The 25,560-nt window shown below is 59.9% G+C and carries 23 protein-coding genes and 1 tRNA gene; 11 read left to right on the forward strand and 13 right to left on the reverse strand.

What is annotated here, in order from left to right; all coding sequences use genetic code 11:
• Positions 1–53 precede the first annotated feature (53 nt).
• Complete coding sequence (locus tag FBZ99_RS05780) at positions 54–1,154, reverse strand: DUF475 domain-containing protein (RefSeq protein ID WP_145631894.1); 1,101 nt, start codon at positions 1,152–1,154, stop codon at positions 54–56.
• Positions 1,155–1,575: 421 nt separating this feature from the next.
• Here FBZ99_RS05780 and FBZ99_RS05785 point away from each other — a divergent pair, with 421 nt between their 5' ends.
• On the forward strand, positions 1,576–1,827 hold the full coding sequence (locus FBZ99_RS05785; RefSeq protein WP_113330506.1) for a hypothetical protein: 252 nt from the start codon (positions 1,576–1,578) through the stop codon (positions 1,825–1,827).
• Between the two features lie 44 nt (positions 1,828–1,871).
• Here the strand turns inward: FBZ99_RS05785 and FBZ99_RS05790 are convergent, their stop codons facing one another.
• Both FBZ99_RS05790 and FBZ99_RS05795 read right to left on the reverse strand, forming a co-directional pair.
• Positions 1,872–2,342: a hypothetical protein gene (locus tag FBZ99_RS05790; RefSeq protein ID WP_113330505.1), complete on the reverse strand. Its 471-nt coding sequence runs from the start codon at positions 2,340–2,342 to the stop codon at positions 1,872–1,874.
• Positions 2,343–2,519: 177 nt separating this feature from the next.
• A complete protein-coding gene (locus tag FBZ99_RS05795) occupies positions 2,520–2,765 on the reverse strand; it encodes a hypothetical protein (RefSeq protein ID WP_069613279.1) in 246 nt (81 codons plus the stop codon).
• Positions 2,766–2,978: 213 nt separating this feature from the next.
• Between FBZ99_RS05795 and FBZ99_RS05800 the strand changes: the two genes are divergently transcribed.
• Positions 2,979–3,290: a hypothetical protein gene (locus FBZ99_RS05800; protein WP_069613278.1), complete on the forward strand. Its 312-nt coding sequence runs from the start codon at positions 2,979–2,981 to the stop codon at positions 3,288–3,290.
• A 139-nt stretch (positions 3,291–3,429) separates the two neighbouring features.
• Here the strand turns inward: FBZ99_RS05800 and FBZ99_RS05805 are convergent.
• Positions 3,430–3,504 (reverse strand) — tRNA-Val (locus FBZ99_RS05805).
• 84 nt (positions 3,505–3,588) lie between these two features.
• Positions 3,589–3,951, reverse strand: a complete 363-nt coding sequence (gene cpdR1 / locus FBZ99_RS05810; RefSeq protein ID WP_004117561.1) for a response regulator CpdR1 — start codon at positions 3,949–3,951, stop codon at positions 3,589–3,591.
• A 272-nt stretch (positions 3,952–4,223) separates the two neighbouring features.
• On the opposite strand from cpdR1, the gene FBZ99_RS05815 reads away from it, so the two are divergent.
• The 3 genes from FBZ99_RS05815 to hisN all read left to right on the forward strand — a co-directional run bounded on the left by FBZ99_RS05815 (position 4,224) and on the right by hisN (position 6,791).
• Positions 4,224–5,123 carry an N-formylglutamate amidohydrolase gene (locus tag FBZ99_RS05815; protein WP_245300428.1) on the forward strand — a complete coding sequence of 300 codons (900 nt, stop codon included), beginning with the start codon at positions 4,224–4,226 and terminating at the stop codon, positions 5,121–5,123.
• Positions 5,124–5,268: 145 nt separating this feature from the next.
• Entirely contained in the window at positions 5,269–5,724 is a 456-nt protein-coding gene (locus FBZ99_RS05820) for a YcxB family protein (protein ID WP_145631896.1), read from the forward strand.
• 293 nt (positions 5,725–6,017) lie between these two features.
• Complete coding sequence (hisN, locus tag FBZ99_RS05825) at positions 6,018–6,791, forward strand: histidinol-phosphatase (RefSeq protein ID WP_145631898.1); 774 nt, start codon at positions 6,018–6,020, stop codon at positions 6,789–6,791.
• A 3-nt stretch (positions 6,792–6,794) separates the two neighbouring features.
• Here the strand turns inward: hisN and FBZ99_RS05830 are convergent, their stop codons facing one another.
• Complete coding sequence (locus FBZ99_RS05830) at positions 6,795–7,769, reverse strand: alpha/beta fold hydrolase (protein WP_145631899.1); 975 nt, start codon at positions 7,767–7,769, stop codon at positions 6,795–6,797.
• A gap of 222 nt (positions 7,770–7,991) precedes the next feature.
• Here FBZ99_RS05830 and FBZ99_RS05835 point away from each other — a divergent pair, with 222 nt between their 5' ends.
• Positions 7,992–8,726: an SDR family oxidoreductase gene (locus FBZ99_RS05835; RefSeq protein ID WP_145632768.1), complete on the forward strand. Its 735-nt coding sequence runs from the start codon at positions 7,992–7,994 to the stop codon at positions 8,724–8,726.
• On the opposite strand, the gene FBZ99_RS05840 is transcribed toward FBZ99_RS05835, so the two are convergent.
• From FBZ99_RS05840 to FBZ99_RS05850, 3 genes are all read right to left on the reverse strand, one after another.
• Entirely contained in the window at positions 8,677–9,615 is a 939-nt protein-coding gene (locus FBZ99_RS05840) for a LysR family transcriptional regulator (protein WP_145631902.1), read from the reverse strand. The genes FBZ99_RS05835 and FBZ99_RS05840 overlap by 50 nt on opposite strands.
• A 167-nt stretch (positions 9,616–9,782) precedes the next feature.
• Positions 9,783–10,850 (reverse strand): cyclic nucleotide-gated ion channel, encoded by a 1,068-nt coding sequence (locus tag FBZ99_RS05845; RefSeq protein WP_145631904.1) that lies wholly within the window; start codon positions 10,848–10,850, stop codon positions 9,783–9,785.
• A gap of 131 nt (positions 10,851–10,981) precedes the next feature.
• On the reverse strand, positions 10,982–11,461 hold the full coding sequence (locus FBZ99_RS05850; protein ID WP_113330579.1) for an Lrp/AsnC family transcriptional regulator: 480 nt from the start codon (positions 11,459–11,461) through the stop codon (positions 10,982–10,984).
• 131 nt (positions 11,462–11,592) lie between these two features.
• On the opposite strand from FBZ99_RS05850, the gene FBZ99_RS05855 reads away from it, so the two are divergent.
• Together FBZ99_RS05855 and FBZ99_RS05860 are read left to right on the forward strand one after the other, a co-directional pair.
• The gene (locus FBZ99_RS05855; RefSeq protein WP_113395342.1) at positions 11,593–12,009 is read left to right on the forward strand and encodes a DUF2000 domain-containing protein; all 417 of its coding nucleotides are present in this window, start codon (positions 11,593–11,595) and stop codon (positions 12,007–12,009) included.
• Positions 12,010–12,361: 352 nt separating this feature from the next.
• On the forward strand, positions 12,362–12,826 hold the full coding sequence (locus tag FBZ99_RS05860) for an Hsp20 family protein (protein WP_015341097.1): 465 nt from the start codon (positions 12,362–12,364) through the stop codon (positions 12,824–12,826).
• 130 nt (positions 12,827–12,956) lie between these two features.
• On the opposite strand, the gene FBZ99_RS05865 is transcribed toward FBZ99_RS05860, so the two are convergent.
• Positions 12,957–13,982 carry a bile acid:sodium symporter family protein gene (locus tag FBZ99_RS05865; protein ID WP_145631906.1) on the reverse strand — a complete coding sequence of 342 codons (1,026 nt, stop codon included), beginning with the start codon at positions 13,980–13,982 and terminating at the stop codon, positions 12,957–12,959.
• A gap of 107 nt (positions 13,983–14,089) precedes the next feature.
• Between FBZ99_RS05865 and FBZ99_RS05870 the strand changes: the two genes are divergently transcribed.
• On the forward strand, positions 14,090–14,947 hold the full coding sequence (locus tag FBZ99_RS05870; RefSeq protein ID WP_145631908.1) for a LysR family transcriptional regulator: 858 nt from the start codon (positions 14,090–14,092) through the stop codon (positions 14,945–14,947).
• Positions 14,948–15,319: 372 nt separating this feature from the next.
• Here the strand turns inward: FBZ99_RS05870 and FBZ99_RS05875 are convergent, their stop codons facing one another.
• A complete protein-coding gene (locus FBZ99_RS05875) occupies positions 15,320–16,369 on the reverse strand; it encodes a threonine aldolase family protein (RefSeq protein WP_145631910.1) in 1,050 nt (349 codons plus the stop codon).
• A gap of 567 nt (positions 16,370–16,936) precedes the next feature.
• Here FBZ99_RS05875 and gltB point away from each other — a divergent pair.
• Positions 16,937–21,661 (forward strand): glutamate synthase large subunit, encoded by a 4,725-nt coding sequence (gltB, locus tag FBZ99_RS05880; RefSeq protein ID WP_145631912.1) that lies wholly within the window; start codon positions 16,937–16,939, stop codon positions 21,659–21,661.
• Between the two features lie 177 nt (positions 21,662–21,838).
• On the forward strand, positions 21,839–23,293 hold the full coding sequence (locus FBZ99_RS05885; RefSeq protein ID WP_145631915.1) for a glutamate synthase subunit beta: 1,455 nt from the start codon (positions 21,839–21,841) through the stop codon (positions 23,291–23,293).
• A gap of 64 nt (positions 23,294–23,357) precedes the next feature.
• Here the strand turns inward: FBZ99_RS05885 and FBZ99_RS05890 are convergent, their stop codons facing one another.
• Positions 23,358–24,107: an aminoacyl--tRNA ligase-related protein gene (locus FBZ99_RS05890; RefSeq protein ID WP_113389191.1), complete on the reverse strand. Its 750-nt coding sequence runs from the start codon at positions 24,105–24,107 to the stop codon at positions 23,358–23,360.
• Between the two features lie 239 nt (positions 24,108–24,346).
• The gene (locus FBZ99_RS05895) at positions 24,347–25,537 is read right to left on the reverse strand and encodes an SGNH/GDSL hydrolase family protein (protein WP_145631917.1); all 1,191 of its coding nucleotides are present in this window, start codon (positions 25,535–25,537) and stop codon (positions 24,347–24,349) included.
• Between the last annotated feature and the right edge of the window lie 23 nt (positions 25,538–25,560).

Raw genomic sequence — 25,560 nt, forward strand, 5'->3', positions numbered from 1 at the left:
GGATCCGCCATAGGCCAGCGAGGCTATGGTGATGATCGTCATTATGTCGGAGATCAAGCTTCCGCCCTGTCGTGCTCTTCATCGTGCACTGGCGTATGGTCGAGACCATTGCGCCTGTTGTACCGGATCGAGGACCAGAGCGAGATGCCGATCAGGGCCGCGCCGCCAAGGCCGGTGATGACTTCCGGGATATGCGTCAGCGTCTGCACGTACATGATCACCGAAAGGATCAGTATGGCGTAGAAGGCGCCATGTTCGAGGTAGCGATAGTGGGCGAGCGTTCCTTTTTCCACCAGCATGATCGTCATGGACCGGACGTACATGGCGCCGATGCCGAGGCCGATCGCGATGATGAAGAGGTTCTGGGTGAGAGCGAAGGCGCCGATGACGCCGTCGAAAGAGAAGCTGGCGTCGAGGATTTCGAGATAGAGGAAAGCGCCAAATCCACCCTTTGCCGCCGCGCTCATCGTTCTTTGCGAGGCATCCAGAAAGCCGGCCAGAACCTCCACGAGCAGGAAGGTGAGGAGGCCGTAGATCGAGGCGTGCAGGAAGATCGTGGCATCGTCACCGTCGAGCACGGAGGTGAAGATGAGGACCATGATCAGCACGAAGGCGATCTCCACGCCCTTGACGGTGGCGAAATGCGCCATCCGCTTCTCGATGAAGCTGATCCAGTGCACGTCCTTTTCGTGATTGAAGAAATAGGTCAGGCCCACCATCATCAGGAAGGTGCCGCCGAAGGCGGCGATCGGCAGATGTGCCGCCTGCATGATCTCGGCATATTGCTCGGGCTTCGCGGCGGCGAGTTTCAGCGCTTCCCATGGATTGATCCAGGCGGCGATGGCGACGATCGCCAGCGGAAAGATGATCCGCATGCCGAAGACGGCGATGATGATGCCCCAGGTCAGGAAGCGATGCTGCCAGACCGGCGTCATCTCCTTCAGCTTGTTGGCGTTGACGATGGCATTGTCAAAGGAAAGCGAGATTTCGAGCACGGCGAGGACGGCACAGATGAAGAAGGCCGTGGCAAGACCGCTGAAGGTGCCGGTGGTGTTCCAGCCCAGCAGGGCACCGAGGGCAAGGCCGCCGACTGTAGCGGCAAAAGCCCAGCCGAAATAGCCGAGTACGGATTTTGAAGCGGTGCGCGAGTTCATGTGCGCGCCTCGCCGCAAAGGGAGTGAATCTGTCCGGATTGCGCGCATAGCCGCATACCGAAGACGGCATGCGGGTGAGGCATGGTCAAGCTGATCATGGAAACGAAGTCCGCCGGCTCATCTGCAGGCGGTACCGACATCGCGAGAGCGCCGTGAAAACTCTCGCCAGAGGGGCCCGGCACCAAAGTTCAATCCGTCGCCGATGTCAGGGAGGCGCGGAGATGCTTCATAGTTAGTGAAGTTGCGATGCAGGTCAAGAGTTGAAATCGTGGCGACAGCAACTGCCCTTGATAATTGAGAATTCGAGGAACCAAACAGGGAGGGCCGCGTTTGCCCTTCAAGCGGCCTTGTGCCGCCCCGCCGCTTCAAAACCTCAGGCGGATCGTTATCCCGACAACAGCGACAGACAGGAGAAGCTCCGATGAGCCCGACACCCATCCACCCCAAGTCGCAAACGCAAAAACCGGAACTGACGGAACGACAGAAAAAGGCACGGCCGAATACGCTACGCCAAGCTCAGGTCCTGCCGCCGCATCAGGTGGATCTTACCCTGCATCCCGTCACCCACGAGGATGTACACGTTCCTGCACACGTCAACGGCGCAGACCTGTCGCGCGAGGCGCCGGCCGATGCCAATCATGGTCGGAAGCAAAAGACCACGCCGCGGCATTAATTCGAGTGTTGGAGCTCGGACGGTGGCAGCGCGGCGAATGGGTGCTACTTGTGTCGAGGCGTCTTGCCGTCGGAAGTAAAGCTGCCGTTGAAGCTCATCTCGGTCGATTTTGCCGAGCATTCGATGGCGATCGGCTTGCCGGCATAGGGATTGGCGAAGGTGCAAGTGCCCCTGGCTTCAACCTGGCCCGATATCTTGCCGCCGGCACCGGTCGAGATGACGTCGATCGGCAATTGCGCCGTCCCCTTCTGGCTGCCTGCCTTGATGCCCTTGCCGTTGCCCTGGAAGCCAAGCATCTTGCCGCCGGACGTGAAGATGAAGGTCACGGATCCATCGGGGCCGGTGACGCTGGCGATTTCGGCCTTGCATCCCTTGGAGGCATCGAGCTTGCCGACCACGAGCTTGGAGCATTTTCCACTAACGACGGTGACGCCTTTCGATGGGAAATCATCCACTGCGCCGGCCGAGGTTGCGGCCAAGATGGTCAATCCAAAAGCAATGCCTGCGAATCGCATAAGTGGGGCTCCTTTCAAGCCCCAGCAAATTCGCCGATCCAAATGTGGCAGTCAACCCGAAGCGGGGCGCAAACCCGAAACCCGCTGAAATCGCCCGGATTAACACTGGGCGCTTCAGCGTTTGACGTCACACATCTCGCTATCGCAAGGCCATCCGCGGTCCCAGCGCGAAATGCGTTAATGTTGCTGCGCCGATTCCGGAACGAGCGAGCCGATCAACTGCAGCAGGGCATTCTGGCGATTGCCGCCACCGGCCAGGAATTCATAAAGGGTCATGCTCTTCTCGCTGCCGCCGTCGACGACATAATCCGCTTGGCGAATGACGTAGACCTCGCCGCTTTCGGTGTCGCGGGCGAGGTGAAACATATATTCATCGCCGTTGGGCTTGTGGTTCTTGTAGAACTGCCGCTTCACCACCGTCATCTCGTCCTCCCGTATGATCGATGCGCTGATATGACAGTAGGATGACGGCGCGGCCGGAAGTCAAGCGGCTTGTGGCGGGAACTTGTGTCGCAGGCTCCGTTCAACTCGCAATCGCAGCGAACAGCAGCATGTGATTGGCTATCTTTCAAAAGACTACTATTCTCGACCTGCGCTCGAATTTTTCGGGACGCAGCTAGTTGGAGATCGAAGCACATGAGAATGATGTTAGCGCTGGGAGCGATTTTGAGCCTGGCATGCGTCTCTGCCGGTGAGGCGCCTTCGAATTACCAGACCTACCATGGCGGCATTCGCGCCGACAGCGATCCAGTGGTGCTGGCAAGATATGACAGGGCCCTCAATCATTGCGAGCCCGAAGCCTATTCCTGGCGGCGTGGATCGCCGGATGCGAACAGCACACTCTACTGGCTGGCTCTCAGGGATTGCCTCTACCGCCAGGGCTTCGTCGATCGTGGCGTCTATGCCTACCCGACGACGGCGGTGCTGCGGCATATTCTGGATCGCTGACGGTCGACAAACGGCCGCGGCCTGGCGAAACGCTTTGCCCATGCAAAACTTCCGCGACATGCGCGGATGTAGCCAAACGACAGGAAATGAAAAAGGCCTTTCGATTTCTCGAAAGGCCTTGCTTTTCAGCGAATTAGGATGGTGGGCGTGACAAGGATCGAACTTGTGACCCCTACGATGTCAACGTAGTGCTCTCCCGCTGAGCTACACGCCCATCCGATGGCGGCGCATAGATCACAAAACCTTGGTCGCCGTCAATAGGCTTTTTTTCGGTTTTGTAACTGGGCCGCCGAAAGCCTTACGCAGCAAGGAGTTTGTTGACCTCGTCGACCAGCTCGCGGAGGTGGAAAGGCTTGGAAAGGACCTTGGCATCCTTCGGCGCCTTCGAATCGGGGTTCAAAGCGACGGCGGCAAAGCCGGTGATGAACATCACTTTCAGATCGGGATCGAGCTCGGTGGCGCGCCGCGCCAGCTCGATGCCGTCCATCTCGGGCATAACGATGTCAGTCAAAAGCAGCGAGAACGGCTCTTCGCGCAGCCGGTCGTAAGCGCTGGCTCCATTGTCAAAGGACAAGACCTTGTAGCCGGCTTTTTCGAGTGCCTTCACGAGAAAGCGACGCATGTCGTTGTCGTCTTCGGCAAGAAGTATCTTCTGGGTCATCATCTCTATCGCTAATCAACTTTGTCTTGTTGGACTCGTCCAGCGTTTAGGGTACCGCGACGCCGTAAACAAGCCGTGAATGGTCAGCCAAAACGCGCCATTCCAGCATTTGTTCGAAGCATAGGTGGATTCCACGAAAACGTCCTGTGTTTTCGCTAATCGGGCTTCCGAGATTCCGAATACGGTGTTTTGGATTAAGGCCATTTCGCTCAAGTTACTATGGACTTGCGGTCATGCAACTGGCAACATGATTACTGCGACAAGTTGTTGACATGGTAAAGACGTTGATGTCCGCAGAAATGCGCAGTTTCGAGATTTTCGAGGTATTGGAGCCAGCCTCCCAGACGATACCGTTTGTCTACAGCTCGCCTCATAGTGGTCGCATCTATCCCCCCGATTTCGTCGCCCAGTCCCGCCTGCAGGGCATCGCCATCCGCCGCTCCGAGGATCATTATGTCGACGAGCTTTTTTCGGCGGCAAGCTCTCTCGGTGCGCCGCTGCTGTTTGCCAATTTTCCGCGCGCCTATATCGACGTGAATCGCGAGCCCTATGAGCTCGATCCGCGCATGTTCGACGGTGCGCTGCCATCCTATGCGAACATCAATTCGCTGCGGGTCGCCGGCGGTCTTGGCACGATCCCGCGAATCGTCGCCGAGAACATGGAGATCTATGCGCGCCGCGTCCCGGTAGAAGATGCGCTGAAGCGCATCGACACGATCTACAAGCCTTACCACGCCACGCTGCGGCGACTGATCGCGCGCACCCATGTCAAATTCGGCTTCGGCGTGCTGGTCGATTGTCATTCCATGCCGGGCAATATCCGTATCGCCGGCAGCAACATGCGGCCGGATTTCATCCTTGGCGATCGCTACGGCACCAGCGCCTCCGCCGAGCTTTCACGCGCGGCCATGCAGATTCTCGAGGAGCTCGGCTTCAACGCGGTGCGCAACAAGCCTTATGCCGGCGGCTTCATCACCGAACATTACGGCCGCCCATCCCGCGGGCTGCATGCCCTGCAGATAGAGGTCAATCGCTCTCTCTATGTCGACGAGACAACGCTCGAGAAGCGTCCGGATTTCGACAAGGTCGCCGCCGCCATCACGCTCTTCATGAAGCGCATGGCGGAGCATGTGGAATCCTATACGGGCGATCCGGCGCTGGCGGCGGAGTGACCGTTTGTCGTCATTGAGTTTGCCGAATTGACGCGCGGCCAGGCAAAATCTCTTTATGGGCGACGTCGGAATTCGAAGCTGCCGATAGGCTGTGCGTAGTGGGTGGGCGATGCATCGGACTATCACTGTCACCTACACGGAAGAAATGGTGCGCGATGCCGTGACGGCCTTTGTCTGGCGGCGGCTGATTGTCAATCAGCGCCTCTGGGTAGCGGAAATTGCAATAATCCTGCTGTTTCTTTGGCAGCTTTGGAGTGATGGCACCGGATGGCTGACCGGCGTCTTCGGCAGTCTCGTTCTTCTCTGCCCGGCTATGATTATCGTCTTATGGATCGCGCATTACCGCAATACGGTTGGAAAGTTCCGCAAAATGTCGACGCGACAGGCGGTGTTTGCTTTTCATGATGATGGATTTGACGTGGCGTCCGAGTTGGGGGCGGCCAACGTTCCCTGGTCCACCGTTACCGAAATCTGGCAGCGGCCGACCTATTGGATGATATTTACAGCCGTCAACCAGTTCATGACGCTGCCCACTCAGGCGGCAGACAGCAATGATCTCGATTTTGTGAAATCGAAGGTGCCTTCCACAGTACCGCAGTGAATGCGGATTCCCTTGCAAAATAGGTAGGCCAGGCAAAAAAGAACCGCGCTCGTGGCGCGGCTAAGTCTAGGGAGGAAACACCCAAGGAGGGTATTTACAGTCAGAAGACTGCATGAGGATATTGCTGCTGCGCTGCACAAATGTCAAGCACTTTATTGCAGTGCAAAATATTTAGGCAAACTTAAAAATCCTGCCTGATCCGCAGGCATTGCGCCCAGTGCGTCATCATCCGGTTTGCTTCACGACTTATATGCGTTATGACATCGCCATCCCGTCACTTATCCGGATTCACCATGCTTCCCGATCGCTCGTTCTTCTATCGTCTGGCCGAAGCGGCCAAGGCCGAAACCCTGCCGCGCTTTCGTGCCGGCATCGATGTGGTCAACAAGGAAGCCAAGGGCTTTGATCCCGTGACGGAAGGGGACCGTGCGGCCGAACAGGCGATTCGCGCATTGATCGAGGCCGAATTCCCAGAGCACGGCATTCTGGGCGAGGAGCATGGCAATGTCGGGCTCGACCGCGAGCATATCTGGGTCATCGATCCGATCGACGGCACGCGCGCGTTCATCTCGGGTGTCCCGGTCTGGGGAACGCTGATCGGCCTGCAGAAGAACGGCCGCGCCGTCATGGGCCTGATCGACCAGCCCTTTACCGGCGAGCGCTATTTTGCCGATAGCAATGGTGCTACCTATTCCGGTCCGGACGGCGAGAGACGGTTGCAGGTCCGCGATTGCGGCAGCCTCTCGAATGCCATCCTCTTCACCACCTCGCCGCATCTCTTCGTCGGCGACGAGCTTGCCAAATATCGCGAAATCGAAAGTCAGGTGCGCCTCTTCCGCTATGGCTGCGATTGTTATGCCTATGCGCTGCTTGCGGCCGGCCATATCGATCTCGTCATCGAAAATTCGCTGAAACCCTACGATGTCGGCGGCATCATTCCGGTCATCGAGCAGGCCGGCGGCATTATGACCACCTGGGATGGCGGCCGACCGGAAATGGGCGGAACGATCATTGCAGGCGGCAGCCGAGCCGTTTACGAGCAGGCTTTGGCCGTCCTGTCGCGCTGAGAATCAAGCTTGCGCTTCGATCTCATAGGCATTGCTCTCGGCGTCGCTGCCAGGGATGAAGGCGTGGATCGCGGCAAGTGCCTGGTTGCGATAGATGTCCCGTTCCTGCAGGATTTCATGCTTGGCGCCGTGAATTGGAACGAGCTGTGCGGCGCGGAAATAGCGCGACAGCCGCTCCTGATCGGCATAGGGCACGACGCCGTCGCGTGTCGGTGCAATTAGAACCGTGGGAATCTGGATCGAAAACAGATGTTCGGGCATGTTGACCCGTTCGATTGCCCGCAAGGCTTGCGACAGCCAGCTTGCCGTCGGCGGCCCCAGGCAAAGCTGTGGATAGGTGATGCCGATGCCGGTGTTGCGCCGGTAGCGCTGCTCGTCCGTGGTCAACGGGTTCTCGGCAAACGGTCTTTCCTTGAATTTCTTGCTGAACTGCATCCGGCCTAGGCCGACACCGCTGACCGCGCCGGACAGAAAGCGGATAAAACCAGGGGAGGCGCCATGGCCGGTCAAGCCGATAAAGGGGGCCGACAGCACCATACGGTCGATGCGGCTCGCGAGCCTCGGTGCGGCCGACAGGGCAATCAGCCCGCCCGTCGAATGGGCGAGCAGAAAAAAGGGCAGGCGGGTATCCGGCAGGACGATCTTGTCGAGAAAGGCGGTCAGATCCCGCTCATAATCGGAAAAATGGCGGATATGGCCGCGCAGCGGGTCTTTCAGCAGCCGCTCGGATCCGCCCTGGCCGCGCAGATCGAAGGTCGCGACCCACAGACCCTTGGCTGTGAGGTCACGGATCGTCTCGAAATATTTTTCGATGAATTCGTTACGGCCCTGCAGCAGCACAACGGTTCCCTTGGCGACCGACTGCTCGCTGCGGAAGACGGCATAGCGCAGCTTGCGGCCGTCGAAACTTTCGAAGAAGCCTTCGGTACGGTTTTCCGGTGCCGGATTGTCTGCTGTGGAATAGAGGATCGAATCCATGACGGTGTCGCGCCTCGCTGACCAATGTCTCTCCTCTAGGGGATAGCGCAGGCGGGGGGAATTGCAACAGGTTTGTTGGCGGCTCCGGCAATCGAATTCGGTGTGCCTAAGACGATACCCACCATCGGCGATTCCGATGGTGCCATCGTTTTTCTCCGTTTCATCTTCTTGCGCAGCTTTGCGAATGTTCGGCCATGGTCATCACCTGCTGGAATGAAAGACATGGCAATCACTGAAATTGCGAATTCGAGAATTCTTATTGTCGGCGGCAGCTCCGGAATGGGATTGGCGCTGGCGAAACGCGCGCTCGCAGCTGGAGCCGAGGTCATTATCGCTGGACGGAACGCGGATAAGCTCAAGCGCGCTTGCACGGAACTTCAAAGCCCATTGGTTTCCATTGAGACGGTCGATGTCGCGCAAGAAAGCCAAGTGGCCGATCTGTTTGAGCGCATCGGCCGGCTCGACCATATCGTAAGCACTGCCGCCGATATCGAAGGCGCTTATGAGTTGCTGCCTTCATTGGACCTCAGGGCTGCGCAAAGGGTCGTGGACAGTAAATTCTACGGTCCGCTGCTGCTTGCGAAATATGGGTCGCCTTTACTCTCTGCCGTTGGCTCCATCACGTTCACGTCAGGCATTGCCGCTTATCGTCCGGCCGCACGAGGGTCGGTGGTCGCTGCCGCCAATGCTGGTCTGGAAGGGCTGGTTCGCGCACTCGCCGTTGAGTTGGCGCCCATTCGTGTGAACGCCGTTTCACCTGGCTGGGTCGATACGCCCATCTGGACGTTCGTTGCCGGTGATCGCAAAGAGGAAGCATTGGGCGCGATGGCAAAACGGCTGTTAGTCGGACGAGTGGGACAACCGGAAGACATCGCCGATGCTATCAGCTTCCTGATGGGTAACGCCTTCACAACAGGGACGATACTGCATGTCGAGGGCGGGCATCGGCTGATCTAGTGGACGCAAAGCCGGCGCTTGCGAAAGCCAGGAACAGCTTCAAAGCCGGCGGCTGAACACGCCTGCGCCGCCAGATCATCACAAGCGAGGCTGTCCGCATTGGCCCCGGCCAGGGCATTTCGTCGATTTCGCCACGATGGAGTGCGTCGGCGACGGCAAACCGAGGAACAAGGCTCGAGCCCGTACCGGCTGCCACCAGCCGCGCAATGGTGCCGATGCTGCCGACTTCGGCGGCGAGCTTCGGTGCTGCCGTCCCTGCTGCCTCGAATGCCTTGTCGAACAGGTGCCGGTAGATGCAGCCGTCTTCGGTTGCTACGAAGTTCATCGAAGCGAGTGCCGCCAGATCGCTCGTCTTAGATGACGCCTCCAGTGCGGGAGGGGTGATGAGGATCAGCGGCTCCGTCGATATCACCCGCTTTGCGAGGCGTTCATCGACCTCGCCCCTGTCAAAGCAGAAGGCGACGTCGATCTCACCGGCTTCAAGCTTGCGCAATAGATCGCCACTGCCCGCGATCGTAACACGCAGATCGATATCGTGATGATCGCGCCGAAGGGTCGGCAGCCATTGCGGAAGCTTCATGGAAGCGATGGTCTCTAGCGCGCCGATCGTCACCTTGCCAGCCGCAGCTGCGGAGACTGCTTCAACGGCAGCGCGCGCCTCGTAGGCGATTGCCAGTAATTCCTCGGCATAGGGTTTCAGTGCCTCGCCGGCTGCCGTCAGCTCCAGGCCCGATCTCGACCGGATAAAAAGCGCAGTGCCCAATTCAGCCTCGAGCGACTGGATCTGATCGCTTACGCTCGATTGTGCGAGATGGACCTCTTCGGCTGCACGGGTGAAGTTCCGGTTCCGCGCGACCGCCAGGAATGTCTTGAGTAATCGGGGGTGCATCGAGCCGTGCCGAACCAATGTGAAGGCGCCCTCGAATAAGGAGACGGCGCTCAATACTCGTTAGGCTGCCATATCCGTTATATCGACGTCAATGCACCACGGGATGGCAGCTAGTATCCGCAATTTATTGTGCTCTCGGAGGGGCCTGCGGCATGAAGCCAATCGCGTCAAGCCTTCGGTGCCGCCGCTCTCCGTTCGAGCGCGGTGTTGCGGATGATCTCGGCGATCTCCGGGCTGCTGCTCGACAGCATCTGGAAATCCGATGCATAGAGCGACAGCAGCGAGACTTCGGTCGCGGCGCTGACAGTTGCCGAGCGGGGCTCGCCGGTAATCAGCGCCATCTCGCCGAAGAAGCTGCCGGAACCAAGTTCCACTGGATTCGGCGTGGCGACGCTGACGCGGCCCTCGACGATGAAATACATCTGGTCGCCGGCTTCGCCCTTGCGGCAGATGATGCCACCGGCCGGGACGACGCGAGGTCTCAGCGCCCGTACGATCTCGATGAGAGCACCCGAACCGAGCTTCTGAAACAGCGGAACTCCGGCAACCAGCTGCCAGTTGCGCACGAAGTCCTGGCGGCGAACCTCTTCGTAGAAGCCGGTGGCGAGAATACCGGCCCATAAGGCAAAGATGCCGATTCCGCACATCATGACCAACCCGGCAAGGGTGCGACCGGCGAAACTTTGCGGGATTTCGTCACCATAGCCAGTGGTCGATAACGTCGTTACGGCCCACCACATTGCGAGGGGAATACTGCCGAACTTGTCAGGCTGGACGTCACGTTCGATGATGTAAGCCGCAAGTGCTGCGGCAAACAAAACGATGACAAAGATCGAGGTGACGCCGATCAGGTTGCGCGCTTCCTTGGTCAGAACCCTGCCAAGCAGCCGGAAGAAGATCGAACCCCGCAGCGGCTTCAAAAGCCAGATGGCGCAATAGAGGCTTTGATCGCGCCCTCGGATGAGAAAAAAGGCAACCAGAGGGACCAGAACGGCCAGCATGTCGACGGCGATTTCCGGGATCCTGCCGCGCACGTCCCTTGCGCGATGTATGACCAGCGTCTCGATCAATTGCAGAACATAGATGGCCCAGACGCCAGCAAGCACGACTTCCAGGATGAGCCTGGTTTGTCCGACGATATCGGGCGTCGTAAGCACCGCCACCGTCAGCAGACCGATTGCAGCCAGAAGCGTATTCAGCGATGAGGAAATCTTCGAGAAAGAAAGCGCCGACATTATATCCCCCGGGCAATACCCTGGGGGCAGCCACTCGCCCGAGAATAGGATGGCTTAGATCCAAACGTAAAGAGCGCAGGGACGTGCTGTCTCCTCTATGCCTATAATCCGGCAATCTGTGCCTTGCGCTGCTATTTTAGGCTGACCTCAAGAGGGAAGCCCTTGAAGGGCTTGATTTCCTTCAGCACGAATGTGGTCTGCATCTCCTTGATGCGCGGCAGGCGGCGCACCACCGCCATGGCGAAGTCGGCATAGCTGTCGAGATCTGCGGCTACGACCTGCAGCAGGAAATCCGCATCCCCGGCGATGCTGTAGCAGGCCACGACCTCGTTGAGTTTCAGCACGTCGCGCGAGAATTCCTCGGCTTCCGCCTCGCTATGGCTGTCGATCTTCACCCGAATGAAGGCAAGGACGCCGAGGCCGATCTGGCGCCTGTCGAGGGTGGCCGTATAACCCTGGATCACGCCCGTTTCTTCCAGCTGGCGCACGCGCCGCCAGCATGGCGACGTCGAGAGCCCGACTTCGGAGGAAAGCGCCTGATTCGTCAGGCGTCCGTCCTTCTGAAGGGCGCCGAGAATCTTCAAATCAATGGGCTCAAGAGAATTGGGCATATCCAACCGTATATCAGCAGAAACGGGGTAGATGCTACCATATTATCCAATTATACAGCAATAAAAAGGCAAGATTGTCCCCGATGCGCGAGATATCCTGCGATCACTTTTATCAATTGCAGCAGGTCTCCATGCTTCCCGATATTCGTCTAGCCATCGTCATCAATCCGGCATTGCCGCTCGGTCTGATCGCCAACACCGCCGGTGCCATCTCGATCGGCTTGGGCGCAAAGTTTCCTGCGCTCGCGGCCAGGCAATTGACTGACAGGGAGGAGCGCACCATCGACATCAGCTCGAACATGCCCGTTCCGATACTGCAGGCGGATGCGGAAACCATACGATCTCTGTTGCTGAAGACCCTGCCGGTCGAAAACGACCGCGCAATCGTTCCGTTTCCTGCCTTTGCCCGCTCGCTGCACGATTACAGGGAATATGAGGCGATATTTCCGGATCGCGATCTTGCGGGCGAGGCGATCGACGGTCTTGGGCTGGCTGGCCCTGCGAAGTGGGTGAAATCGCTGACTGGTTCTCTGAAGTTGCTGCGATAGTGTCCGCTAAGAAAAAAGGCCGGCTTGCGGAGATAGAGAGATCCGCTTCGCCGGCCGAGCAAGGACTGAAGAAGAAGGGACGATACACTTCAGTCATCGGACGATGGTGTTCCGATGGTTTGGACGATAGGCCAGCCAGCCTGAACGGGTTCCGAACCATCCGTTCATCTGCGGTTCACGCAGCGATTTTCCGCAAAATGGGAGGCGGGCACAGGGGCTTGAACTCCGCAAAAGCGATCCCCATCTCTTTTTCGCGGGTGCCAAACGGGCCTGCGAAACCGTCCCGGGGCCGCCGAGAGTGGGGTCATGGGACAGAATTGAAATCGCAATTGTCGCTCACAGGAGGACTTCCATGCGTCACGTAGACTTCTCTCCCCTTTATCGTTCCACCGTCGGTTTCGACCGTCTCTTCACCATGCTCGACAGCCTTGGCCAGCCGGATCAGGCCCAGACCTATCCGCCCTACAATATCGAGCGCACGGGTGAAAACACCTATCGCATCACCATGGCCGTTGCCGGTTTCGATGAAAAGGAACTGAGCATCGAGGCCCACGCCCATGTCCTTCAGGTCAAGGGCGAAAAGAGCGAAGAGCCGGCTGAAACCAGCGAATATCTCTATCGCGGTATCGCCAAGCGTGCCTTCGAGCGTCGTTTCCAGCTTGCCGACCATGTCGAGGTTCAGGCTGCTTCACTGAAGAATGGTTTGCTGCACATCGACCTGCTGCGCAACATTCCTGAAGCCATGAAGCCCCGCCGTATCTCCATCGCGGCCGAGCCCGTGGAAACCCCGAAGGCCATCGAGGCTCATATCAACTAAGTACGGCTGACGGTCTTGGACCGTCATGCGGGTTGGCGGTCTCTGGCCGCTAAGCTCCTGATCCTCCCAAGATCAAAAGAAGCGGCGCTCCATGGGAGCGCCGCTTTCGTTTTGTCTGATATCGGACGGCTCAGGCCGCGTTCGTCGCTTCGCCGGACTTTGCGCCGGCCTGTGCCTTCGCAGCCTCGCGCCGCTTGGCGGCATCGGCATATTTCTGGGCAAGCACGGCGCAGGTCATCAGCTGGATCTGATGGAACAGCATGAGCGGCAGCACGATGGCGCCGATACTCTGGCCGGCGAAGATGACGTTGGCCATCGGCACACCGCTTGCCAGCGACTTCTTCGAACCGCAGAAGGTGATGGTGATCTCGTCGGCCTTTTCAAAACCAAGGGCACGGCTGCCGAACATGGTGATGCAGATTACCATTGCCAGAAGCACCATGTTCGCGATGACGACTGTGACGATGTCGAGGACGGAGAAGGTATGCCACAGCCCTTCCACCACGGCCTCGCTGAAGGCGGAATAGACGACCATGAGGATCGAGCCGCGATCGACCGGCATCAGGATCTTTTTCTTCGAACGGATCCAGTCGCCGATCCATGGCTGCAGCAGCTGGCCGGCGATGAATGGGGCGAGCAGCTGGAGCATGATCTGCCACAGAACATCCCAGGAAAAGCCACCGCCCTGGCCGCCGACCGAAAACAGGATGCCGACGAGCAGCGGCGTCAGGAACATGCCGAAGATATTGGAGGCGGACGCGGAGCAGATCGCAGCCGGCACATTGCCGCCGGCGATGGAGGTGAAGGCGATCGAAGACTGCACGGTCGAAGGCAGCACGCTCAAAAACAGCATGCCGGTATAGAGCGATACGGGGAGGATGCTGTTCGGAACGATATGGCCCATGGCCAGCACCAGCAGCGGGAAGATTCCGAAGGTCGTCAGCAGGATGACAAGGTGCAGCCGCCAGTGCAGCAGGCCGGCGATGACGACATCGCGTGACAGACGCGCGCCATGCAGGAAGAACAAGAGGCCGATGGCGAAGTTGGTGGCAATGCCGAAATAGTGAGCGCTGGCCCCCTGCACCGGAAAGAAGGATGCCGTCAGGACGGTGAGCACCAGCAGCATGGTGAAGGTGTCTGGAAGAAAGCGGCGCATCGTGCCTACCCCAATCGCATTGCAAGTCTTGATGATGACTCCTTGCAGATAGACCTATTGTGATCCACGATGCAAGGAATAACAGTTATCACAATATAGGATAATCCATGCTGGATCTCACGCAGTTGCGCAGCTTCGTCGCCGTCGAGCAGATGGGCAGCTTCACGCTTGCGGCCGAGCGGCTGGGGCTCGGGCAGTCAACGGTCAGCCAGCATATACAGCGGCTGGAAACCGAATTGGGGCGAAAACTTTTGGCGCGTGACACGCACCGCGTCGTCCTGACTGGCGATGGCGAGGCGCTGCTCGGCCATGCGCGCCAGATGCTGTCGATCGAAGGGGAGGTGCGTCAGCTTTTTGCCGGCAACAGCCTGCGCGGCAATCTTCGGCTCGGCGTTTCCGAGGATTTCGTCACCAGCCAACTCCCGGACGTATTGGAGGAATTCGTGCGTTCGCATCCTTCCGTCGATCTCGAGCTGACGGTCGCGCTTAGCGGCGTGCTTTATGAGATGCAGGATAATGGCGATCTCGATCTGGTACTTGCCAAGCGGCGGCTCGGCGACGCGAGAGGCAAGCTCGTCTACCGCGAGCCGCTGGTCTGGCTGGCCCGCGACCCGGATCGTATCCGCAAGCTTGCAGGGCCATTGCCGCTGATCGCCTTTCCGACACCGAGCGTGACGCGTGCGGTCGCGCTCGAGGCGCTGCGCCGGCAGCAGATGCCGTGGCGCATCGTCTGCACCTGCGGCAGCCTGAGTGGCCTGACCGCAGCGGCGCGTGCTGGCATGGGCGTTCTTGTTCAGCCGAAAAGCATGGCTCCCGCCGGATTGATCGAGATAGCCCCAGGCTGGCTACCCGTCCTTGAGGACGTGGAGTTCGTGCTCGTGCCGCGCAAGGGCGCGGACCAACTTCTGGTTAGTGCGCTCTCTGACGACATACTCTCCAAGGTGCGGGGGCCCCGATCAAGCTGACAACGAAATCGTCTATCAGCTATCGTTAAAAGCCGTTTCCCATCATGCAGATGAGATCCGGATTTATTTTGCCGGCTGATTTATTGTTGCGCCCGTTTTCAGGCGGAAGTCAGCTTATTCTGCTATCTCCGGTGGCGATGGGGGAGTTGCGGGGGGATAGCCGTTCCGATGACATATGGTGCCATCTTCATTTCCGGACTTGTCGCCTGCGTCGTGGCAATGACGATGATCGTACATCATGCACCGGCGTCCGACCGCGACGATCTATCGAACTTCGCAATGATCGCCCATCGGAATCAAAACTGACTTTTTGCCGCTATTGCGAGCGCCGTCCGGTCCGGAAGCCGGCTCCGGCGCTCTTTTTCTTGCGGGTCAGGCCAGGCAGGCGAGGAAATTCGCCACATCGGCTTCGGTGGTGGCGAAGCTTGTCACGAGCCGGATCAGCGTTTCATCCCTGCCGACCAGATCCGGCTGCGACTCTGGAATTGGCCATTCGTAGAACTTCGCTCCCTTGTCTTCTGCAGTCTTGGCGGAGGATTTTGGGATGATCGCAAAAACCTCGTTCGAGGCAGTCGGCCAGGCGAGACGAGCGCCGCTGGTCTCTTCGAGGCCGGCGCGCAGCCGATCGGCCATCCCGTTGGAATGGCGGGCAAGGTCGAGCCAGAGGCCGTCCTGGAAATAGCCGTCGAACTGGGCGGCAATGAAGCGCGACTTGGAGAAGAGCTGGGCGGCGCGCTTGCGGATGAAATGCATTTCCTTCGCCTTCTCCTGATCGAAGAAGACGATCGCCTCGGCGCACCAGCAGCCGTTCTTGGTGGCGCCGAAGGAAAGAATGTCGACGCCGCGCTTCCATGTCATTTCGGCAGGCGTCGTGCCGAGCGCGACCAGGGCGTTGGCTAAACGCGCGCCATCCATGTGCAGCGGTAGCCGCCCGTTTGCCTGGGCGATGGCGGCGATGGCGTCGATCTCATCCAGCGAATAGACCGTGCCGATTTCCGTCGCCTGCGTGATCGTCACGGCGGCGGCGCGGCCATGATGCACGGCATCCTGCGGGAAGCGGGCGATCTTGGCGGAAAGCGCCTTGGGATCGATCTTGCCGAGAGCGCCTTCGACGGTGGCAAGACGTGCGCCGCTGAAGAAGTCAGGAGCACCGCATTCGTCTTCGGCGACATGCGCCTCGGTATGGCAGAAGCTGATGCCGCCCGGTTTCTGGACGCTGGCAAGCGACAGCGAATTGGCGGCCGTACCGGTTGCGACAAAGAAGACCGCGACCTCGCGCTCGAAGATCTCGGAGAATCTGGCTTCGACACGCTGGTCGAGCTCGCTTGTGCCGTAGGCGGAGGCAAAACCACTCGATGCGGCGAGCAGACGTTCGGCGACTTTGGGATGGGCGCCGGCCCAGTTATCGGAAGCAAAGAACATGAAAATGCACCAGATGAAGATTGAATTGCGGCTGGATTAGATAGGGTTGGCCGGACATTACGCCAATGCAAAAACCTATCAAGAGCATGAGTTTGAAGAATGCATCACAGAAATTGATTGACGCAATCAACAAATAAAATGATGCGCCGCAGCGAAACTTTATTGCTCTATTCCTGCAACAAAGGCAATCTTCCGTCTTTCGTTGACGAAATTTTGCCGTTTTGCTCTTGCGAAGGCGTGAGCTTTCTGGCATAGAGCTGATGAATTAGGACAGGGTTGCTGTCCTATTTTGGCCGCCGAGGCCGAAGATGTGCCCTCAGGGTCCTGACGATGTCGGGATTTCGAGCTATAGTTATCAGGAGCATGCCCTTTCAAGCCTTTTGAGGCGCGGGCAATGCGGCGGTGGAATAGCAGGGCGCGGAACGCTGACGACGGGCTCCACTTAAAGGAGCTGCGGTTCGCGGCCGGATCTTCACAATGCAACAGCGCTGTCGCGCGTCGGCCCCGGAAACGGACCGCGCGGGACGAAGGAGCGCCCGCGACGCGGGCCTTACCGGAGGGAAGACCATGACGAACAGGACGACGTTGACGAGTTTTGACCAGACCGCTGCAGTGAATGCTGCCGCTACGGCCAAGACGTCGAAACGCGCTGTCGGCATCCCGCCGAAACAGGGCCTTTACGATCCGCGCAACGAGCATGACGCCTGCGGCGTCGGCTTCGTCGCGCACATGAAGGGCCAGAAGTCGCACCAGATCGTGCGCGACGGCCTGTTCATTCTCGAAAACCTGACGCATCGTGGTGCTGTCGGCGCAGATCCGCTGATGGGCGATGGCGCGGGCATTCTCGTTCAGATTCCCGATCGCTTCTTCCGTGAAGAGATGGCGAAGCAGGGCGTCATCCTGCCGAAGGCGGGCGAATATGGCGTCGGCCATTTCTTCCTGCCGCGTGACGAAGCGCTGATCGAGCATTTCAAGACTGCGATCACGCAGGTCGTTGCCGAAGAGGGCCAGGTGCTGCTCGGCTTCCGCGACGTGCCGGTCGACAACTCCTCCCTGTCGAAGGCGCCCGATATTGCCGCCACCGAGCCGCATCATGTGCAGGTCTTTATCGGCGCCGGCCGCGATGCCGGCACGAACGAGGAATTCGAGCGCCGCCTCTTCACCCTGCGCAAGGTAATCTCCAATCGCATCTATGCGGAATATGAGGGCGAGGAGAGCAGCTTCTACCCCGTGTCGCTGTCGAGCTCGACCATCGTCTACAAGGGCATGTTCCTCGCCTATCAGGTGGGCGCCTATTATAAGGACCTCTCCGATCCGCGCTTCGAGACGGCGGTTGCGCTCGTGCACCAGCGTTTCTCGACCAACACTTTCCCGTCATGGAAGCTTGCCCATCCCTACCGCATGGTCGCGCATAACGGCGAAATCAACACGCTGCGCGGCAACGTCAACTGGATGGCCGCCCGCCAGGCTTCGGTCTCTTCGCCGCTCTTCGGCGAGGATATCTCCAAGCTCTGGCCGATCTCTTATGAAGGTCAGTCGGACACCGCCTGTTTCGACAACGCGCTCGAGTTCCTCGTGCGCGGCGGATACTCACTGGCGCATGCCATGATGATGCTCATCCCCGAAGCTTGGGCCGGCAACCAGCTGATGGCGCCGGAACGCAAGGCGTTCTACGAGTATCATGCCGCCCTGATGGAGCCATGGGATGGCCCGGCCGCCGTCGCCTTCACCGATGGCAAGCAGATCGGCGCGACGCTCGACCGTAACGGCCTGCGTCCAGCCCGCTATCTCGTCACCAGCGACGACCGCATCATCATGGCGTCCGAGGCCGGCGTTCTGCCTGTCGAGGAAGAGAAGATCATCCAGAAGTGGCGCCTGCAGCCGGGCAAGATGCTGCTGATCGACATGGAAAAGGGCCGTATCATCTCCGACGACGAGGTGAAGTCGGAACTATCAGGCAAGCATCCCTATCGCAGCTGGCTGAACCGCACGCAGCTGATCCTGGAAGACCTGAAGCCTGTGGAGCCGCGGGCGCTGCGTCGCGACGTGTCGCTGCTCGACCGCCAGCAGGCCTTCGGCTACACGGCTGAAGACACCAAGCTCCTGATGTCGCCGATGGCGACGACGGGGCAGGAAGCCGTCGGTTCCATGGGCACGGATACGCCGATCTCGGCGATGTCGGACAAGCCGAAGCTGCTCTATACCTACTTCAAGCAGAACTTCGCGCAGGTGACGAACCCGCCAATCGATCCGATCCGCGAAGAGCTGGTCATGAGCCTGGTGTCGTTCATCGGCCCGCGCCCCAACCTGCTCGACCATACCGGCATGGCCAACGCCAAGCGTCTGGAAGTGCGCCAGCCGATCCTGACCAACGGCGATCTCGAAAAGATCCGCTCGATCGGTCACACCGAGGATCGCTTCGACACCAAGACGCTCGACTTCACCTATGATGTCGAACGCGGTGCCGAAGGCATGCCCGAGATGCTCGACCGTCTCTGCGAGCGGGCGGAAGCGGCCGTTCGTGGCGGCTACAACATCATCGTGCTGTCAGACCGCCAGATCGGACCGGACCGCATCGCGATCCCGGCGCTGCTGGCGACGGCTGCCGTGCACCATCACCTGATCCGCAAGGGGCTGCGCACCTCGGTCGGTATCGTCGTCGAAACCGGCGAGCCGCGTGAAGTGCATCATTTCTGCCTGCTGGCCGGCTACGGCGCGGAAGCGATCAACCCCTATCTGGCCTTCGACACGCTGCTCGACATGCATCAGCGCGGCGAATTCCCGAAGGAAGTGGACGCGACCGAGGTCGTCTACCGCTACATCAAGGCTGTCGGTAAGGGCATCCTCAAGGTCATGTCGAAGATGGGCATCTCGACCTATCAGTCCTATTGCGGTGCGCAGATCTTCGATGCTGTGGGCTTGCAGCAGGAGCTGGTCGACAAGTATTTCTTCGGCACGGCGACGATGATCGAAGGCATCGGCCTTGAGACGATCGCCGAGGAAACCGTCTCCCGCCACAAGGCTGCTTTCGGCCGCGATCCGCTGCTCGCAAGCACGCTCGACATCGGCGGCGAATATGCCTACCGTATGCGCGGCGAAAGCCACGCCTGGACGCCGGACGCTGTCGCGGCCCTTCAGCACGCCGTGCGTGGGAATGCCGAGGACCGCTATCGCGAATTCTCCGAGATGGTGAACGAGTCGGCGCTCCGGATGAACACGATCCGCGGCCTCTTCAAGATTAGGGGTGCGGAAGCCCTCGGCCGCAAGCCGATCTCGATCGACGAGGTTGAGCCGGCCGCCGATATCGTCAAGCGCTTCTCGACGGGCGCCATGTCCTTCGGCTCCATCAGTCGCGAGGCGCATACGACGCTGGCCATCGCCATGAACCGCATCGGCGGCAAGTCGAATACCGGTGAAGGTGGCGAGGAAGCCGACCGCTACATGCCGCTCTTCGACGGCTCGCCGAACCCGGAACGTTCCGCTATCAAGCAGATCGCCTCCGGCCGTTTCGGCGTGACGACCGAATATCTGGTCAATGCCGATGTGCTGCAGATCAAGGTCGCGCAGGGTGCCAAGCCCGGCGAAGGCGGCCAGTTGCCCGGCCACAAGGTCGATGCGACGGTTGCCAAGACCAGGCATTCCACACCGGGAGTCGGCCTCATCTCGCCGCCGCCGCATCATGATATCTATTCGATCGAAGATCTGGCACAGCTGATCTACGACCTGAAGAACGTCAACCCGACTTCGGATGTCTCGGTCAAGCTCGTCTCGGAAGTCGGCGTCGGCACGGTTGCCGCCGGCGTCGCCAAGGCGCGCGCCGACCACATTACCGTCTCGGGCTATGATGGCGGCACCGGCGCTTCGCCGCTGACCTCCCTCAAGCATGCCGGTTCTCCCTGGGAGATCGGCCTTGCCGAGACCCAGCAGACGTTGGTGCTGAACGGGCTGCGCTCGCGCATCGCCCTGCAGGTGGATGGCGGCCTGAAGACCGGCCGCGACGTCATCATCGGCGCGCTGCTCGGCGCCGACGAATTCGGCTTCGCCACCGCGCCGCTGATTGCGGCCGGCTGCATCATGATGCGCAAGTGCCATCTCAACACCTGTCCGGTTGGCGTCGCCACCCAGGATCCGGTGCTGCGCAAGCGCTTCAAGGGCGCGCCGGAGCATGTCATCAACTACTTCTTCTTCGTCGCCGAAGAAGTGCGCGAGATCCTCGCCTCGCTTGGCGTTGCCAAGCTGGACGACATCATCGGCGCTTCCGAGCTTCTGGAGAAGGACGACATGCTCGCCCACTGGAAGGCGAGGGGCCTCGATTTCAGCCGCATCTTCCACAAGGTCGATGTGCCGAAGGAAGAGACCTACTGGACGACGGTGCAGAAGCACCCGATCGACGACATTCTCGACCGCAAGCTGATCGAGAAGGCGGAGCCGGCGCTCTCTTCGAAGACGCCGGTTGCCTTCGAAGTCGACATCAAGAACGTCGACCGTTCGGCCGGCGCCATGCTATCGGGTGCGGTTGCCAAGCGTTACGGCCACCGCGGCCTGAAGGACGACACGATCAACGTTACCCTGAGGGGCACCGCCGGTCAGTCTTTCGGCGCGTTCCTCGCACGCGGCGTCACCTTCAACCTCATCGGCGACGGCAATGACTATGTCGGCAAGGGCCTTTCGGGCGGCCGCATCATCATCCGTCCGCCCGAAAATTCGAAGATCGTTGCTGAGAATTCGATCATCGTCGGCAACACCGTGCTCTACGGTGCGACCGAGGGCGAGTGCTATTTCCGCGGTGTCGCGGGTGAGCGCTTCGCGGTCAGAAACTCCGGCGCGATCGCCGTCGTCGAAGGCGTGGGCGACCACGGCTGCGAATATATGACCGGCGGCGTCGTCGTCGTGCTCGGCGAAACCGGCCGCAACTTCGCGGCCGGCATGTCGGGCGGCGTGGCCTATGTTCTCGACGAAAAGGGCGATTTCGCCCGTCGCTGCAACATGGCGATGGTCGAGCTGGAGCCGGTTCCGGAGGAAGACGAGCTGCTGGAGAAGCTGCACCATCACGGTGGCGACATCATGCACAAGGGACGCGTCGACGTCTCCGATGACATGACACGCCATGATGAAGAGCGCCTCTTCCAGCTGATTTCGAACCACGTCCACTATACCGGCTCGACGCGAGCAAAGGAGATCCTCGATCACTGGGCCGACTACCGCCCGAAATTCCGCAAGGTCATGCCGGTCGAGTACCGCCGTGCCCTTGAGGAAATGGAACGTAGCCGGATGAGCGTGGCGGCGGAATAATCCGTCCCGGTTCTGAAACCAGCCGAGGGTTTCGCCTCGCATTGCGATCGCCATCATGGCGATCGCGACTGTCGAATAGCGGAATCGGATTTGAATTAAAGTGCCGGACAGGGAAACCGAGATGACCCTCAGGCACGGGAGCCATGAGCTCCTCTTTTAGAGTGAGGAAACGAAAGCATGGGCAAGGTAACAGGCTTCTTGGAAATCGACCGGCAGGTGGCGAAGTATCAGCCGGCCTCGGATCGCATCCGGCATTTCCGTGAATTCACGATCCCCATGTCGGACCAGGAAGTGCAGAAACAGGCAGCTCGCTGCATGGACTGTGGCATTCCCTATTGCCACGGCCCGACCGGCTGCCCCGTGCACAACCAGATCCCCGATTGGAACGACCTCGTCTACAACAACAATTGGGAACAGGCGATCCATAACCTGCATTCGACCAACAACTTCCCGGAATTCACCGGCCGCGTCTGCCCCGCACCCTGCGAGGAAGCATGCACGCTGAACCTGGAAGATGCGCCGGTCGCCATCAAGACTGTTGAGCAGGCGATTGCCGACAAGGCCTATGAGCTGGGCTTCATCCGCCCGCAGCCGGCAACCGTGCATACGGGCAAGAAGGTCGCGATCATCGGCTCTGGCCCTGCCGGCATGGCAGCCGCCCAGCAGCTCGGCCGCGCCGGTCACGACGTCCATGTCTATGAGCGCGAAAGCAAGCCCGGCGGCCTGCTGCGCTATGGTATCCCGGACTTCAAGATGGAGAAGAACTTCATCGATCGCCGCGTCGAGCAGATGAAGGGCGAGGGCGTCACCTTCCATTGCGGCGTCAATGTCGGCGTCGATGTCAAGGTCGAGCAGCTTCTGGCGGAGCACGATGCCGTGCTCTATTGCGGCGGCTCGGAAACCCCGCGCGAAGCGGGCATTCCTGGCATGACGCTGGCAGGCGTCCATGACGCCATGCCCTATCTCGTGCAGCAGAACCGCCGCGTCGGCCGCGAAAACATCGACAGCGTTGGCTGGCCCGCCGATCCGATCCTGGCTGGCGGAAAGCACATCGTCGTCGTCGGCGGCGGCGATACGGCATCCGACTGCGTCGGCACCGCATTCCGCCAGGGCGCGGTGAAGGTGACCCAGCTCGACATCCGTCCGCAGCCGCCGGAAAAGGAAGACAAGCTCGCCGTATGGCCGTTCTGGGCGACGAAGATGCGCACGTCTTCCTCGCAGGCCGAAGGCGCGGTTCGCGAATTCCAGGTCGCAACGCTCGAGTTCATCGGCGAAGACGGCGTGCTGACGGGTGTGAAGTGCTGCGAAGTGGATGAGCGCCGCAAGCCGATCGCCGGCACGGAATTCGTCATCCGCGCTGACCTCGCCTTCATCGCCATCGGCTTCCGCGGTCCGTTCACCGACAGCGTGCTCAAGGAACTCGACGGCAAGCTGACGCTGAACACGGATCGCCGCGGCTCGACCAACGTCGTTGCCAACGACAGGGACTACAAGACTTCGATCGACAAGTTCTGGACAGCCGGTGACGTCCGCCGCGGCCAGTCGCTGGTGGTCTGGGCGATCCGCGAGGGCCGTCAGGCCGCCCGTGCGATCGACGAGGCTCTGATGGGTTCGACGGTTCTGCCGAACTAAGTTTCGCTGTCCGTTCGCGCAAAGTTATTGAAGGCCGGGTTCTCGATGAATCCGGCCTTTGTCGTTAACGGCTTGCGGCGATATTCCAGTTGTAGATGCAGCGATCGAGGCCGATGGCGATTTCGAGCACCGTGACGTCATGGTCTATCGCGGCCCCCTTCTTCGGCTGGCTGCGGTAGCGCTGAGGGAAATCCGTGCGTTTCGAGATCGAGCAGACCTCCATCCATTTATCGCCGTTATCGACCTCGATATCCATCGTCACCTCGGAATAGGCCGGAAGCCGATCGGATGGGGCGATCCGTGTCGGCAGATGGACGACCGAGGCGATCATCCGGCGGACCGGTTCAAGGGAGGCAGAGTGATAATCGTTGCCGCTATCGGTGGTGAAGGCGCATTGGAATTCGAGCTGCCAGAACTCCTTGAGCCGCACATGCTTGCTCGGTTGGTCCTGTTCCCGGCGATAGGATTTTCCCGCCTGCCAGACGCATAGTGGCAGCCTTGTTCTGGAATGGTTTCCGAGAAGATGCTGCATGTAGGCATAGGTTGAAGATGTCGTTTCCGGCCGCAGCACAAGTTCGGTCTCGGTGTTCGACATTTGCTCCTGCACCCATATGTCTGAGTTGGAATAGGCGTCCGAAACGAGGTTTCGAGGCATCAGAGTCGGTGCTTCGACCCTTCGCATACTCCAGGCGGGATTTGCCGATCGCAGGAAGTTCGCGACTTCATCGGAAAAGAAGCGGATGAAATCGTCGCGCAGTTTAATGTCCCGCTCTTCCCAGTGAACGAGCGAATTGACGTTATAGATATTGAGCACGTGCCATTCTCCATGGGCAACGTTGAAGTCTTGAGGTTGAGGGCTTTACGTCCAGCCGCCGCCGGACGCATCAACGCCTCCGGCTGTCACGACTGGACGCGGAGACCTCGGCCGGAGAAAGCGCGCAAAACCGCAACCTGCGGGCAGGTGCGGTAACGATCGATCTGATCTGCGCTTTTGGTGCTCATGCAGTTCTTCTATTGGCGGGGCGCCGCGTTGTCAAACCGCCTCCAGGTCGCCTATCGTGCAACCGATCCCGGCAATCGGTAGTCGTCTACGCGGCCGACAGGCGCCGGGTCCATCAGCCCCTTCTCGACCAGAAGATCGCGTGGCGATGAAGTCGTTGCGGCAGGAGCAGGGCTGCTGCCGAGAAGCTGCGAGCCGCCGTCGAGATCGGGATCGGAGAGGCTCATCGGCTGCGTGCGGGTAATCTTTTCCGGTTCTGCGCCGGGAAGATTGGCCTGTTGCGCCGGCAACGGATTGCCCGTGTCCAGGCGCGTGATGTCCGGGCTTGCCTGATCGCCCAGGATCCGGCGTGCGGATTTCTCCAGATAGAAGGCGACCTTGCGCTTGCCGGCTGCCGTCAGATTGACGCCGTCGGCCGTTCTCAACCGGACCTGCTGGCCGTTGATATCGGAGCCGGTCACGATGAATTCGCCGTTCTGGTCGGTAAATCCGTCCCATATGTCGATGAACTCACCGCCGACGCTGGTGGTCTGGCTTTGATAGATCTGGTTGAGCTTAACAGCGCTGGCGGTCAGCTGATCGGAGCCGAAGGAGGGCAGGCCAACCCAGAGCAGCGGAATATGACGGCTCGTCACCAGTTTGGCGAATTGCTGCACGCGCTCTTCATAGGCAAGGAACCACGGGTCGGTGCCGTATTTCTCGTTGAGCCCGTCGCCGATCATCTGCTGGCGGTCGTTGGCGCCGATCATGACGACGACCATGGCCGGTTTCAGCTGATCGATCATGCCAGGCAATTGCTGCGGCCAATTGTAATAATCCTGCCGCACGAGACCGGAGGCGACGTTGCCGCGGGACTGGATGACGACGCCGGGGGAGGTGGAGAAGGCATCCTCCAGCCCGGTTGCCAAGCCGCTTGCCAGAAAATCGCCGACGACAAGGATGGTCTTGGCATCGGGGAGCTTTTCTGCGGGCGGTGGCGTTTCCGGCTGCGCGACTGGCTGGCGCGGCGGCGGGGTCGGCCGCTTTTTCGGCTGCACCTTGCGCCGTGGCGGCGGCTGCTCGATGGGCTGATCCGGGTAATCGGGCTCGCGGGTGCCGAACAGCATATCGAACAGGTTCCGCCGCGGCCGCTCCTGCGCCTGCGCCATATTCAGCAGGCAGCCAAGCGCGATGACGACGCTGAGAAATGCCGTCAGAACAATCCTTAGAGTTGCGGTGGTCGCGCGGGCAGAGTGTTTCATCATCGCTTCTTTTCCGCTCACGAGTC

Source organism: Rhizobium sp. ERR 1071, assembly GCF_007828675.1.
Classification (GTDB): domain Bacteria; phylum Pseudomonadota; class Alphaproteobacteria; order Rhizobiales; family Rhizobiaceae; genus Rhizobium; species Rhizobium dioscoreae.